General features: G+C 63.0%; 13 protein-coding genes. 11 read left to right on the top strand and 2 right to left on the bottom strand.

Annotated elements, in window-relative coordinates:
* Positions 1–43: 43 nt before the first annotated feature.
* The 7 genes from rsfS to holA all read left to right on the top strand — a co-directional run bounded on the left by rsfS (position 44) and on the right by holA (position 7,071).
* On the top strand, positions 44–490 hold the full coding sequence (gene rsfS / locus V3587_RS22450) for a ribosome silencing factor (RefSeq protein ID WP_064074807.1): 447 nt from the start codon (positions 44–46) through the stop codon (positions 488–490).
* On the top strand, positions 487–1,161 hold the full coding sequence (locus V3587_RS22445; protein WP_058039398.1) for a histidine phosphatase family protein: 675 nt from the start codon (positions 487–489) through the stop codon (positions 1,159–1,161). The genes rsfS and V3587_RS22445 overlap by 4 nt, the downstream gene beginning before the upstream one ends.
* Positions 1,148–1,930 carry a diglucosylglycerate octanoyltransferase gene (octT, locus tag V3587_RS22440; protein WP_042924057.1) on the top strand — a complete coding sequence of 261 codons (783 nt, stop codon included), beginning with the start codon at positions 1,148–1,150 and terminating at the stop codon, positions 1,928–1,930. The genes V3587_RS22445 and octT overlap by 14 nt, the downstream gene beginning before the upstream one ends.
* A gap of 4 nt (positions 1,931–1,934) precedes the next feature.
* Positions 1,935–2,777 carry a DegV family protein gene (locus V3587_RS22435; RefSeq protein WP_283377250.1) on the top strand — a complete coding sequence of 281 codons (843 nt, stop codon included), beginning with the start codon at positions 1,935–1,937 and terminating at the stop codon, positions 2,775–2,777.
* An 81-nt stretch (positions 2,778–2,858) separates the two neighbouring features.
* Entirely contained in the window at positions 2,859–3,740 is an 882-nt protein-coding gene (locus tag V3587_RS22430; RefSeq protein ID WP_283377249.1) for a ComEA family DNA-binding protein, read from the top strand.
* The gene (locus V3587_RS22425; RefSeq protein ID WP_161120669.1) at positions 3,737–6,097 is read left to right on the top strand and encodes a ComEC/Rec2 family competence protein; all 2,361 of its coding nucleotides are present in this window, start codon (positions 3,737–3,739) and stop codon (positions 6,095–6,097) included. The genes V3587_RS22430 and V3587_RS22425 overlap by 4 nt, the downstream gene beginning before the upstream one ends.
* On the top strand, positions 6,094–7,071 hold the full coding sequence (gene holA / locus V3587_RS22420; RefSeq protein ID WP_003944476.1) for a DNA polymerase III subunit delta: 978 nt from the start codon (positions 6,094–6,096) through the stop codon (positions 7,069–7,071). Before V3587_RS22425 ends, holA begins: the two co-directional genes overlap by 4 nt.
* A 672-nt stretch (positions 7,072–7,743) precedes the next feature.
* Here the strand turns inward: holA and rpsT are convergent.
* Positions 7,744–8,004, bottom strand: a complete 261-nt coding sequence (gene rpsT, locus V3587_RS22415) for a 30S ribosomal protein S20 (protein WP_003944567.1) — start codon at positions 8,002–8,004, stop codon at positions 7,744–7,746.
* Between the two features lie 197 nt (positions 8,005–8,201).
* Here rpsT and V3587_RS22410 point away from each other — a divergent pair, with 197 nt between their 5' ends.
* The 4 genes from V3587_RS22410 to V3587_RS22395 are packed head-to-tail and all read left to right on the top strand — an operon-like array spanning position 8,202 to position 12,527.
* Positions 8,202–9,827: a circularly permuted type 2 ATP-grasp protein gene (locus V3587_RS22410; RefSeq protein WP_003944471.1), complete on the top strand. Its 1,626-nt coding sequence runs from the start codon at positions 8,202–8,204 to the stop codon at positions 9,825–9,827.
* Positions 9,828–9,883: 56 nt separating this feature from the next.
* A complete protein-coding gene (locus V3587_RS22405; RefSeq protein WP_003944483.1) occupies positions 9,884–10,855 on the top strand; it encodes an alpha-E domain-containing protein in 972 nt (323 codons plus the stop codon).
* 8 nt (positions 10,856–10,863) lie between these two features.
* Positions 10,864–11,694 (top strand): transglutaminase family protein, encoded by an 831-nt coding sequence (locus V3587_RS22400; RefSeq protein WP_007731033.1) that lies wholly within the window; start codon positions 10,864–10,866, stop codon positions 11,692–11,694.
* Positions 11,695–11,753: 59 nt separating this feature from the next.
* Complete coding sequence (locus V3587_RS22395) at positions 11,754–12,527, top strand: aquaporin (protein ID WP_042924064.1); 774 nt, start codon at positions 11,754–11,756, stop codon at positions 12,525–12,527.
* A 30-nt stretch (positions 12,528–12,557) separates the two neighbouring features.
* On the opposite strand, the gene V3587_RS22390 is transcribed toward V3587_RS22395, so the two are convergent.
* The gene (locus V3587_RS22390) at positions 12,558–13,091 is read right to left on the bottom strand and encodes a type II toxin-antitoxin system PemK/MazF family toxin (RefSeq protein ID WP_161120668.1); all 534 of its coding nucleotides are present in this window, start codon (positions 13,089–13,091) and stop codon (positions 12,558–12,560) included.
* Between the last annotated feature and the right edge of the window lie 24 nt (positions 13,092–13,115).

The following is a 13,115-nucleotide window of genomic DNA, read 5'->3' as shown; positions in this document are numbered from 1 at the left end:
AGCACAACAAGTACTTTCTGAAGACGAAACTGGAGAACATCGAGTGAGCGCAAACACCGAAGCCATCGACATGGCACGCATCGCGGCCTTGGCAGCCGACGAGAAGCTGGCCACCGAAGTGGTGGTGCTCGATGTGTCCGAACAGCTGGTCATCACGGACTGCTTCGTCATCGCATCTGCGACGAACGAGCGTCAGGTCAACTCGATTGTCGAGAACATCGAAGACCGTCTCCGCGAAGCGGGACACAAGCCGGTCCGCCGGGAAGGCACCCGCGAGGGCCGCTGGGCACTGCTCGACTACGCCGACATCGTCATCCACGTCCAGCATGACGAGGAGCGCAACTTCTACGCTCTCGATCGTCTGTGGAAGGACTGCCCGACGGTCGAGGTCGAAGGCCTCGGACAGAACCGTCCCGGCCCCGCCGACGCCAACACGGTGTTCGAGACCGACACGGTTTCCGAGCCGGACGCGCAGGATCCCTCGCTGTGACTTCGTCGGCGCCCAGTGCGGCGTCGAACCCTGTCCGCCGGCTCATCCTGCTGCGTCACGGACAGACCGAATACAACGCCGACTCTCGGATGCAGGGGCAACTCGACACCGACCTGTCGGAGTTGGGACGCACGCAGGCCAAGAGTGCAGGTCCGGTGATCGCCGATCGCAGGCCGTTGACGATCGTGTCCTCGGATCTGCGTCGGGCGTACTTCACGGCCGTCGCAGTCGGTGATGCCGCCGGACTTCCGGTCCTCACCGACACGCGTCTGCGCGAGACACACCTGGGGGAATGGCAGGGCCTGACTCATCATGACGTCGACGAGCGCACTCCCGGTGTGCGATCTGCGTGGCGAGCGGATGCCACGTTGGCGCCGCCCGGCGGCGAAAGCCGAATCGACGTCGCGAATCGCAGCCTCCCCGTAGTTCACGAATTGCTCGACACGCACCCGGACTGGGCCGAGCGGCCCGTGGTTCTGGTGGCGCACGGAGGCTTGATCGCGGCACTGACAGCGGCATTGCTCGACCTACCCATCGATCGCTGGGCCGTCCTCGGCGGATTGGGAAACACCAGTTGGGTGCAACTCAGTGGACATGGTGACGTCAAGTCGATCGAGTGGCGACTCGACGTATGGAATGCTTCTGCGAGTGTCGCAAATGACGTCCTCTGAAAGTGCCGACGGGCAGCGCCCCGTCCTCCTCGTACTCGCGGATTCGCTGTCGTATTTCGGCCCCAAAGGCGGCCTCGCGGCAGATCATCCACGCATCTGGCCCAACATCGTGGCCGACGAACTCGGCTGGGACGTCGAGTTGGTCGCCCGTATCGGATGGACGTGTCGCGACGCGTGGTGGGCACTGACTCAGGATCCTCGTGTGTGGGCGGCGGTGCCGCGGGCCGGCGCCGTCGTGTTCGCGGTCGGCGGGATGGACTCGCTGCCGTCCCCATTGCCTACCGCGCTCCGCGAGACCATCCGCTACGTTCGGCCACCCGCGCTTCGACGCGTGGTGCGCGAGGGTTATCAGTGGCTGCAGCCGCGGCTTGCACCTCTGGGCCGCCCGGTCGCACTTCCGCCCAAGCTGAGCGTCGAGTATCTGGAAAGCTCGCGAAATGCGTTGGAGTACATGCGACCCGAACTGCCGATGATCGCGACCCTGCCGTCGGTGCACCGCAGTGATGCCTACGCCAGCGTGCATGCCGGACGACCTGCCGCGGTGTCCGCGATCACCGAGTGGGCTACGGAGAAAGACGTTCCCGTAGTCGACCTTGCAGATGCAGTGCGTGACAACGTCTTTTCCGAGAACGGCAATCCTGACGGCATTCACTGGGGTTGGGACGGTCACCTCGGCGTAGCCCGCGCGATGATCGCTGCGATTCGCGGGGTCGAGGCGCAGAAAGTGGTTTCGCCGGAACTGGTAGCACCGCCGAGCGAAGTCGGGTAGCAGAATGCCGGTCGTCGTCGTCACGGATTCCTCCGCCTGCATCCCGCAGGAGTCGGCCGACGCATGTGGCATTCAGGTTGTTCCGCTCCACGTGCTCCGTGACGGCTGCGACTTGCGAGAGGGCGTCGACGCAATGCCGAGCGACCTGTCGGGAGTGACAACGGCCGGAGCGTCGCCCTCCGAGTTGTCCGAAGCGTATGCACGCGCCCTGGACATGAGCGACGGTGACGGCGTTCTCGCCGTTCACATTTCACGCCAACTGTCGGGAACGTGGGAAGCCGGACGAGTCGCGGCCCAGGAGTTCGGTGGCGCCGTCCGCATCGTCGATTCACAGTCCGCCGGTATGGGTTTGGGATATCCCGTCCTCGAAGCTGCACGCTTGGCCGAGAAGGGCGCTTCACTCGAAGAGGCGTACGGCCGGGCGGTCGACGTAGCGAGCCGTGGGCGCTGCTACATCGTCGTCGACAAACTTGATCAATTGCGTAGGGGGGGACGAATCGGAACCGCGGCCGCACTGCTGGGCACTGCATTGGCGATGAAACCGATTCTGCATCTGGTGGACGGCAAGCTCGTGCTCGGCGAGAAGACACGTACCACCACCAAAGCTCTTGCAAGGTTGGTGGATTCGGCAGTCGAACGCGCCGGTCTCGGTCGTGTGGCGATAGCCGTGCATCACATGCGCGCGCGAGAGAGTGCGGACGGGATAGCCGAACAGTTGGCCGAGCGCATTCCCGATGTAGCGGAATCCGTCGTCACCGACTTCAGTGCGGTTATCGGAGCGCACGTCGGTGTCGGCGCGATCGGTGTTGTGGTGTGCCCGTTGCCGGAGATCGACACGAGCGCCTGATCGCTTCTCCACAATCCGCGAGTTCTCCACAGATATAAATTGTTCGTCGTTGGCGGCGAGGTCTCTCGTTAGCGTCCAGTCATGAGGATCAGCGAGGAGCGCGAGCGGGCGCGTGATCGCCTCGCGGCGATGGACGGCAACTACCGGCGGCGACACGAGGACGTCGACGAATTCGAGGATTCAGGGTCTTTCGAGAGGTCCCCCGAGTGGCTTCGGGACTTCGACGAGGACGACTACGAAGCTCAGCCCGACTCGTCACGGTTCGACCGATTGCCCGAACATTGGCGCGGTACACGTTGGCGCCCGAGTCGGTCGGCGACCTGGGTGTTGGCGATCGTTGCAGTTCTGGCCACGGGAATCGGCTTGTTCGCCGTGTGGTGGGATTCTCCGAGCCTGCAGGCGGTCCCACCGTTGCCCTCGCCCCAGAATGTCACGGAGAAGAATGTGACTGCCGGCGATGGTGAATCAGCCAGTCCTGTACCGACCGGCGTCGTGGCAGAGCAGCCGCCCGAGGCTGTGGTGGTCAGTGTCGTCGGGCTCGTGCGCACGCCTGGGCTTGTCAATCTTCATTCGGGCTCGCGCATCGCCGACGCGCTTGCTGCGGCAGGTGGCGTGCTCGACGGAGCGGAGACGGTGGGCCTGAATCTGGCTCAGAAACTTGTCGACGGCGATCAGATCGTGGTTGGTGCGGCCGATCAGTCCGGTGGTGTTTCTTCGAGTACCACTGCAGGAGGGACCAGCCCCGCAGCTACGGGGGAATCCGGCGGGGCTGGGCTGGTGAACCTCAATACCGCCACCGAGGCCGAACTGGACGAGCTTCCCGGGGTAGGGCCGGTAACGGCTGCGGCGATCATCTCCTGGCGCACATCCAACGGAAAATTCACGGACATAGAACAATTGGGGGAAGTCGACGGGATCGGCCCGGCAAGGTTGGCCAAATTGCGAGTGCTGGTGTCGGTGTGAACGAACCGGAAGCCTCGCCGGTCCTCGACGCTCGACTGCTTCTGTCGGCGGTCGCGGTGTGGGGGAGCAGTGCGGTGGGGATCCTGTTCGGCCCGGTCGCCGCGTGGGTACTGGCGGTGGCGTGTGCGGTTCCAGCGGCACTCCTCACTTACGTGGTTGTGCGCCGGACATCAGCGGGGTGGGTACGAATCATGTTGGTTGCATTGCTGTTCGGTGCCGGGTGTAGTGCCGTCGGCGGGTGGCGGGCGTCCGAGGCGGAGAGGCACCCACTGACCCGAGCTTCTCTCGAGGGAGCTTGGGTGAGTGTCGAAGTGGAACCCTCGGAGGATCCGCACGCGGTCTCCGGCGCGGTGGGTCAAGGTCAGGTCGTCTTCAGGGCAACCGTCAATTCGGTGACTGCGCAGAACCGCAGGTACTCCGGAGGCGGCTTGGTCACCATCCGGGCGCCCAGTTCGTCGTGGCTCGAAGTTGTTCCAGGGCAGAGCCTCACGGTTCGTGGCCGGGCGAGTCAGCCATGGCGTAGCGATTCCACGCTCGCCGTGATCACGTCCGAAGGGCCTCCCGTCGCGGTGGGAGAAGTGCCCTGGTATCAGCGATGGGCAAGTGTGGTGCGCATTCGTTTCGCGGCTGCGTGCTCGGCTGCACTCCCGCCGGATCAGGCGGGTCTGCTGCCTGGCCTCGTCGTCGGAGACACGTCGGCGCTGTCGCCGGTGGTGAAGGACAACTTCACCGTTGCCGGACTTTCCCATCTCACCGCGGTGTCCGGCGCCAACATCAGCATTCTGCTCGGGGCCGTTCTGCTGTTGGTCAGAGCCGCGGCGCTCAGTCCACGGGTCGGCGCCGCTTTGGCGGTGGTAGCCCTCGTTGCCTTTGTTGTCGTCGCGAGGCCGTCGCCGAGTGTTCTACGCGCGTCGGTGATGGGCTTGGTAGGCCTGCTCAGTCTGGTCACTGGTCGGCGCAAACAGGCGCTGCCTGCGCTTGCCGCCGCCGTCATCGTTCTGGTAGTCGTGAGGCCCGAGCTGGCCGTCGACTGGGGATTTGCGCTGTCGACTACTGCGACGGGCGCGCTGGTGATCATTGCTCCGGTGTGGGTGGACGTGCTTCGCCGAAGAGGCTGGCCCCGTTGGTTTTCGGAGATGACAGCTGTCTCGGGTGCTGCGTTTGTCGTGACTGCACCGTTGGTGGGCGCCATGGCGGGAACCTTCAGCGTGGTCACGATTGCCGCGAACATGGCGGTGGCGCCCGTGATCGGAATCATCACGGTGTTCGGTGCGGTGATTGCCTTGTGTGCGCTGATCTGTCCACCGATCGCGGTGTTCGTCGCGCCATTGGTGCGGCCGCCGATGGGGTGGCTGCTGTGCGTGTCCGAGCGGGCGGCGGCGCTTCCCGGAGCGTCGGTGGTAGTGCCGTCAGGACTCATCGGTGCCCTCGTCGTCGTGGGAGTCCTACTGGCCGCGGCCCTGACGCTGTGGAATCGGATTTTGAGATGGGTGCTCGGCGTTCTTGTTCTGGGAGTTGTTCTGGCCCTGATCTTTCAACACGTGTTCGGGGGTGGCCGTATTGCTCCGGGGTGGGCACTGGTGATGTGCGACGTCGGTCAGGGGGACGGTCTTGTGCTCTCGACTGGAGACGGCAGGGTGATCGTCATCGATGTCGGTCCTGATCCCACGTCGATGGATCGTTGTCTGAACATGTTGGACGTCAACGACATCGCGTTGCTGATGATCAGTCATTTTCATGCCGATCACATCGGTGGATTGGAAGCAGTCCTGAGTGGGCGTTCGGTCGCTGCGGTCGGAGTCGGGTCGATGTTGTTGCCGGAGTCAGGTTTTCGGACGGTAAAGGATGCCGCCGAGTCGCACGGCGTTCCGGTTGTCTCGTTGCGGGCAGGTATGGAGTTGACGTTGGGATCGGTGAACGTGGGGGTTCTCGGACCGTTGCTTCCGGCTCCCCGCGATACGGGGGACGGCGCGGACGCCGCGAACGATCAGTCGCTGGTGGTGATGGCGCACACGGGCGCGGGTCGAATTCTGTTGACGGGCGACGCCGAAGTTGCGGGGGAGGAGGCCATCCTCCGATCGGGTACGGATGTGAAGGCCGATGTGTTGAAGCTGCCCCATCACGGTTCTCGGACCACGTCGTCGGCATTTCTGGAAGCGGTGCGTCCGAGGTTGACGATGATCAGCGTCGGCGTCGGCAACAGTTTCGGGCACCCGAATGCGGAGGTTCTCGATGAACTGGCTTCATTGGGCGGGGCGGTGGTTCGGACCGACGTCGACGGCACCGTCGCTGTGTACGGCGGGGGCGGCGGGTCTGTGTCCATCGTGTCGGTTCCTCGTGGGACCATCTTCGGGTGAGTAATCCGTCTGGAGTCGATCCGCTGCATCTTGTTCTCGGGGACGACGAGTTCCTGATCGACCGCACGGTATCGCAGCTCATCAGAGCTGTCCGCGGTGACCGCGGCCAGGGTATTTCGGATCTCCCGGTGACCAAGATGCGTGCGGGCGACACCAATGCTCCCGAGTTGGCCGAGTTGCTCAGCCCTTCTCTTTTTGCCGAAGACCGTGTGATCGTCTTGGAATCGGCTGCAGAAGCAGGCAAAGATGCCGTAGCGCTTGTCCTGGAGGCTGCACGCGAGCCGGCAGAAGGTGTGGTTCTGATCGTCGTGCACTCGGGCGGCGGTCGCGCGAAAGCGTTGGCGCCGGCCCTCGAGAAGCTCGGCGCGACGGTTCACAACTGCGGAAAACTGAACAAGAGTCAGCTTGTCGACTTCGTCCGGGGTGAGTTTCGGACCGCAGACGTCAGGGTTGCGCCAGATGCGATCGCTGCGATGATCGAAAGCGTCGGCTCCAACCTCCGCGAACTAGCGTCGGCCTGCTCGCAATTGGCGGCAGATACGGGCGGCAAGATCGACGTCGATGCGGTCCACAAGTATTACTCGGGCAAGGCCGAGGTTTCCGGATTCGACGTGGCCGACAAAGTCATCGTCGGCGATACCCGGGGTGCGCTCGAGGCGCTCCGATGGGCAGATCAGATCGGAACAGCCCATGTTCTGCTCGCGGACGCCCTCGCTGACGCAGTCCACACCATCGCGAAGGTCGGCCCGTTTGCACGGGGCGGTGACCCGTTCCGGTTGGCGTCGGACCTCGGAATGCCGCCGTGGAAGGTCAAGAAGGCGATCAAGGAGGTCGGCGGCTGGGATCCCACGTCGATCGGCGCTGCGATGCAGATCGTCGCCGCCCTCAATGCCGACGTGAAGGGTGCCGCAGTCGACTCGTCCTTCGCCCTGGAGATGGCAGTGCGGAAAGTGTGCGCGTTGCGGAAGAACTGAGTACAACGTGGCCTACTGCGCGTCCGGCCAGAAGTAGTCCGACGACAGTGGCGGCCGTGGCCTCACCCGCCCGGTAGTCGAGGCGTTTCACGCAGGCTTGCTCCAACTGAGTATGCGGAATGGCCTGAGGCCGTGTCGTTGGTTCACCTGTTCTGATGTCGGTCACCCGTAGTGAGTCGTGCGACACCGGATTCACCACACTGCCGCAGACAATGGTTTCTTGGCCGATGCTGTCCACCGGCACCTTCACGGTGGTGAGTAGCGCTCGTCCAACGGCGAGAAACGCCAGAATCGCAACGAGTGAACACATCACGCCGAAGAAGATCCGGAATTCGCTACGTTGCCTGCGCTTACACCATCCGTAGCTTGCGGCACCTCCGACGACTGCAACCGTCAATGATTCCCACCAACGAGGGATTCCCAGGGCGGCCACTACGCCGAAAGCGACGACCGCCCAGAAGACAGTCGTGAACAACCAGCTGCGAGGGCGCTTCCCGTGCCCGTTGATCGCCATCATCAGATGGTTGCAGCCCGCTCCACATATTCGCTGCAAGACATGGATGGCGGGTCTTCGCACTGACCCGATTGAATACGCAAAATAGCCGCCTGGTCTTTCGACCTGGCGGCTATCGAGACGAACCAGTGTGACGGCGAACCGTCACAGTGGAAACGTCAGAGCTTGTTGGCAGCCTGCGAGAGTGCAGACTTCTTGTTGGCAGCCTGGTTGGCGTGAATGACGCCCTTGCTGGCTGCCTTGTCGAGCTTGCGGCTGGTGGAGACGAGGAGCTCGTTGGCCTTGTCCTTGTCACCGGCTGCCGCAGCCTCGCGGAATGAACGGATCGCGGTACGCAGCGAGGACTTCACCGACTGGTTACGGAGTCGGGCCGCCTCGTTGGTACGGATTCGCTTCACCTGGGACTTGATGTTGGCCACGCGTAAAATCCTTGTCGTCTTTAGCTGGTTACGGTCGAGAAAGCTGTGGGCGCACTGATGCACCGACTGGCAAGATTACCAGCCGAGGGCCCAAGAACCCAAACCGTCGCACGTTGCGTCTGTCGAGAAGGGTACACCGAGCGCCCGATTTCTCGCCGCGCTGCCGAATAGCCCCACTTGTAGCAGCATGTTGCCCTATGACGCCGCCGCCTTCGAAAAGTTCGAGTAAAACAGGTTCGACCACCACCCGAGCGCGTCCTGCCGCAGTGTTCGACGGATATTCAGACATCGGTCGCTACGAGTTGGCTTTCGACGAGATGTTCGAGCCCGACGGCTCGGTGCGTGGTCCGTACAAGGGTGTGTACAAAGCCTTGGCGCCGACGAGCAGCGCCGACCTCGCCGCGCGTGCCGACGCACTCGGACGCGCATTCATCGACCAGGGCGTGACGTTCTCGCTGTCCGGGCAGGAGCGACCGTTTCCGTTGGATCTGGTGCCGCGCGTCATCGCCGCGCAGGAGTGGTCGCGGCTTGAAAAGGGCATCAAGCAGCGAGTGAAGGCGCTCGAGTTGTTCCTCGCGGACATTTACGGCGAGCAGCGAATCCTGCGCGATCACGTGTTGCCGCGCCGCTTGGTGACCTCGTGCGAGCACTTCCACCGTGAAGCAGCCGGCATCGTGCCGCCCAACGGTGTGCGAATTCACGTCGCGGGTATCGACCTGGTCCGAGACGAGGCGGGAGAGTTCCGAGTCCTCGAGGACAATCTGCGATCTCCGTCCGGTGTCTCCTATGTGATGGAAAACCGTCGCACCATGACTCGGGTGTTCCCGGATCTGTTCATGTCCCACAAGGTGCGGGCGGTCGGTGATTACGCAACACACCTGCTGAGGGCGCTGCGTGCGGGTGCTGCACTCAACGAAGCGGACCCGACAGTGGTTGTTCTCACACCGGGTATCGCCAATTCCGCCTATTTCGAGCATTCGTTGCTCGCTCGTCAGATGGGTGTGGAACTCGTCGAAGGTCGCGACCTGTTCTGCCGCGACAACATGGTGTACATGCGCACTACGGAAGGCGAGCGCCAGGTCGATGTCATCTATCGCCGCATCGACGACGAGTATCTCGACCCGATGCACTTCCGTCCGGATTCGATTCTCGGCGTCGCAGGCCTACTGAATGCGGCGCGGGCGGGCAACGTGGTGATCTCGAGCGCCGTCGGCAACGGAGTCGGTGACGACAAACTCGTCTATACCTACGTTCCGCAGATCATCGACTACTACCTCGGTGAGAAGCCGCTCTTGCAGAACGTCGACACGTTCCGCTGTTGGTTGGACGAGGAGTGCGAGCAAGTCCTCGACCGCGTCGCCGAACTGGTCATCAAGCCGGTGGAAGGGTCCGGCGGCTACGGAATCGTCTTCGGACCCGACGCGAGCCCCAAGGAACTCGCCGCGATAACCCGCAAGATCAAGGCAGACCCGCGCGGGTGGATTGCGCAGCCACTCGTGCAGTTGTCCACGGTGCCGACCAAGATCGACGATGTTCTCTCGCCGCGCCACGTGGACTTGCGGCCCTTTGCCGTCAACGACGGTGAGGACGTGTGGGTGTTGCCCGGCGGCCTGACCCGGGTGGCACTTCCGGAAGGTTCGCTGGTGGTCAACTCCAGCCAGGGCGGCGGAAGCAAGGACACGTGGGTGCTTGCGAGTCGCACCTCTGACGAAGACCCAGAGTTGTCAGGCGAGGAACTGGTGTCCGAGCCCCCGGAATCCGCGGAGCCGGTGCAGGGTCCCGAACTGAGCACCTCGCAGCAACAACAGCAGCAGCAACAGTGAACACCTCGGAAGTGCCCAGCTACCAAGAACTATCAGTGAACGGAGCGTGGTGACCGATGCTTGCTCGCAACGCAGAGTCCCTCTACTGGATCGGCCGCTACGTCGAGCGCGCCGACGACACTGCTCGGATCCTCGACGTCGCCGTCCATCAATTGCTCGACGACGCCACCGTCGACCCGGACCGCACGTCGCGTCTGCTCCTGCGTGTCCTCGGCATCGAGGCGCCGGAGGGCAAGCTCGACGTGCGCTCGCTCACCGATCTGGTTGCGTTCAGCCGCAACCAGGTTGGTTCGATCGTGGACTCGCTGGCAAGTGCTCGTGAGAATGCTCGCGGGGCGCGTGAGGTCACGTCGAGTGAGATGTGGGAGTGCCTGAACACAACGTACAACGGACTGGCCGAGCGTGAACGTGCCTCACGCAGGCTGGGGCCACACGAGTTCTTCCGCTATGTGGAGGAACGCGCAGCGATGTTCGCGGGCCTGGCGGATTCCACGCTCAGTCGCGACGACGGCTATCGGTTCCTTCTGCTGGGCAGGTCGATCGAACGTGTCGACATGATCGTGCGGATGCTTCTGGCGCGCGCCGGTGACCGCCCGTCGTCGCCGGCATGGGTCAGCGTTCTTCGCTCGGCGGGCGCACATGACACGTATCTGCGTACGTATCGCGGAGCACTCGACGCCAATCGCGTCGTCGAGTTCATCTTGTTGGACAGGCTCTTTCCGCGCTCGGTGTTCCACTCGATCAGGCAGGCCGAGAAGTGCCTGCAGGAGCTCGACCCGCAGCCGGGCAGTCGCGTCGGAATCCGGGCGGAGGCGCCGCGGCTTCTGGGCCGCGCACGCAGCGAACTCGAGTTCCTGCCGCAGGGCGTGTTGCTCGAGGATCTGCAGGGACGGTTGCTCGGTTGGCAGGAGACCTGCCGCGAACTGGGTGAGGCAATTGCATTGCAGTACTTCCACGCTGCGCCGTGGGTCGCGTGGACGGATGCCGGCGCCGCGTATGCGGAGTCGACGGTGGAGGGAGAGCTGTGAGCTGGCGAATGAGGGTCGTGCACACCACGGGATATGCGTACGACGCCCCGGTGACGTCGTCGTACAACGAAGCGCGATTGACACCTCGCGGCGACACCAGGCAGACGGTGATACTCACGCGCGTCGAAACCCAGCCGGCAACGCGTTCCTACCGATACACCGATTACTGGGGCACCGCGGTGACCGCCTTCGACTTGCACGCCCCGCATACGGAACTCGAAGTGACCGGACTGTCGGTGGTGGAGACCGAACCGTTCGTTCAGCCCGAGGAAACCGTCGACTGGGATGAATTGTCGGGAAACGCGATTAAAGATCGATTCAACGAACAACTGAGTTTCACGAGATATGTTCCGCGTGATCGTAAGCTGGCGACAATTGCCAAGGAATTGCGCAAAGATAAATCACCTGAAGATGCAGTAGTGGCTGCGTCGCAATGGGTTTACGGCGAAATGTCATATGTTCCCGGTACGACCGGAGTGCATACGTCGGCGGTGGAAGCCTGGTCGGCCAGGAAAGGTGTCTGCCAGGACTATGCGCATCTGACCTTGGTGTTGCTTCGAACGATGGGAATACCGTGTCGATACGTTTCCGGCTATCTCCACCCGAAACGTGATGCGGCAGTCGGGGACACGGTGGTCGGGGAATCGCACGCGTGGATCGAAGCGTGGACCGGCGCGTGGTGGGGATACGACCCGACCAATGCGATAGCTGTGAATGAACAGCATGTCTCGGTCGGAATAGGAAGGGACTATTCGGATGTGCCGCCTTTGAAGGGAATCTTTTCCGGTGGACGCTCCACAGATCTCGAAGTTGTTGTGGAGATCACCAGGCTTGCGTAAAGTCCGGCAAATCTAGGCGCGTGAGCATTACTACCGTTCGATGAGAAGAAGGTGGGAATATGTCTCCAACTGCACAGGAATTGACTGAGATCGAACCGATCTCGGATGTGAAGAAGTATGCGGCCGAAGCGGTGGGAACATTTGTGCTCGTGTTCTCCGCAGTCGGAACTGCCGTCTTTGCAGGTGCGAAAGTCGGCAATCTCGGAGTTGCCTTCGCATTCGGCCTGACCCTGCTGTTCCTCGTATATGCGATCGGACCGATTTCCGGTTGCCACGTCAACCCAGCAGTGACTCTCGGCCAATTCGTGATCGGGCGAATCTCAGCCGTCAATGCGGCGATTTACGTTGTCGCGCAAGTGATCGGCGGCTTGGTCGCAGGCGTCGTGATCTACACGGTGGCCAACAGTCTCCCGGCGTACAACCGTGCTGCTGACGGTTTGGGTGCAAACGGTTGGGGCGCACACAGTCCGTCTGCCGAGAAGAATCTTCTCGGAAAGGTGGTTTCCGACGGCTACGGCATCGGTGCCGCGATGATCATCGAGATTCTCCTGACCGCTCTGCTCGTGTTCGTCGTTCTCGCGTCGACCGACCAGATCTCCGACGTGCCGCTCGCCGGGGTGTCCATCGGCTTCACCCTGGCCGTCATTCACCTGATCTCGATCCCGATCGACAACACCTCCGTCAACCCTGCTCGAAGCCTCGCTGTCGCGCCGTTCCAGGACGGTGCACTCGGTCAGGTGTGGTTGTTCATCGTGTTCCCGCTCATCGGCGGTGCGCTCGGTGCACTCATCTATCGAGCACTCTTCGGACGGTTCAACCGTCTGGACAGCTGATCGATACTGTTTCCATCGTTCGGGTCGGCTTCAGCTCCAGCTGAAGTCGGCCCGAAGTTTTGCCGCGACCGCGTCGAACTTCTTGTGATCCATGACGGCGCCCTCGCGCCGAATCCCGCTCTCGGGAACGTCGAGCACCCGGTCGAGCCGGACCCAGCTGGGCCTTCCCTCGCCGTCCCACGGGCCCGAACCGATTGCGAGCCAATCACGCTCGCCTTCGCGTTTGCTCTGCGAGGACAGCATCAAACCGAGCAGCGTGTTGCCGTCGCGGCCGACAACCAGCACCGGGCGGTCTTTGCCCTGGGTCGGATCCTCCTCGTAGGCAACCCAGGTCCAGACGATTTCGCCCGGATCGGCCTTGCCGTCGAGGTCGGGGGAGTACTCGACCTTGCGGGCGCGATGTGCGGTCGGAGACGTTCGCGCGGCGATCGGGCGGCCGGTCGGACCCGGCTTCGAGGCAGACGACTGAGACGTGGACGACTGCAGCTGGCGCAGCAACGCAGGGCCCTTCTCCACCGCGAGGGCGCCGAGGGTTCTGCCGATCTGCTTCCACATGCTTGCCATAGCGTTCGAGCATAATCACCCACC

It is taken from the genome of Rhodococcus sp. IEGM 1306 (genome assembly GCF_036541985.1).
Classification (GTDB): Bacteria; Actinomycetota; Actinomycetes; order Mycobacteriales; family Mycobacteriaceae; genus Rhodococcus_F; species Rhodococcus_F qingshengii.
The sequence above is the reverse complement of the archived record's forward strand: the minus strand, read 5'-3'. Positions and strand labels throughout refer to the sequence as shown.

Excerpts from the sequence above, each read along its gene's own strand:
- V3587_RS22430 (WP_283377249.1), top strand. The coding sequence starts at position 2,859 with ATGAGGATCAGCGAGGAGCGCGAGCGGGCGCGTGATCGCCTCGCGGCG.
- V3587_RS22435 (WP_283377250.1), top strand. The coding sequence starts at position 1,935 with ATGCCGGTCGTCGTCGTCACGGATTCCTCCGCCTGCATCCCGCAGGAG.
- octT (WP_042924057.1), top strand. The coding sequence starts at position 1,148 with ATGACGTCCTCTGAAAGTGCCGACGGGCAGCGCCCCGTCCTCCTCGTA.
- V3587_RS22395 (WP_042924064.1), top strand. The coding sequence starts at position 11,754 with ATGTCTCCAACTGCACAGGAATTGACTGAGATCGAACCGATCTCGGAT.
- V3587_RS22390 (WP_161120668.1), bottom strand. The coding sequence starts at position 13,091 with ATGGCAAGCATGTGGAAGCAGATCGGCAGAACCCTCGGCGCCCTCGCG.
- V3587_RS22400 (WP_007731033.1), top strand. The coding sequence starts at position 10,864 with ATGAGGGTCGTGCACACCACGGGATATGCGTACGACGCCCCGGTGACG.
- V3587_RS22405 (WP_003944483.1), top strand. The coding sequence starts at position 9,884 with ATGCTTGCTCGCAACGCAGAGTCCCTCTACTGGATCGGCCGCTACGTC.
- V3587_RS22410 (WP_003944471.1), top strand. The coding sequence starts at position 8,202 with ATGACGCCGCCGCCTTCGAAAAGTTCGAGTAAAACAGGTTCGACCACC.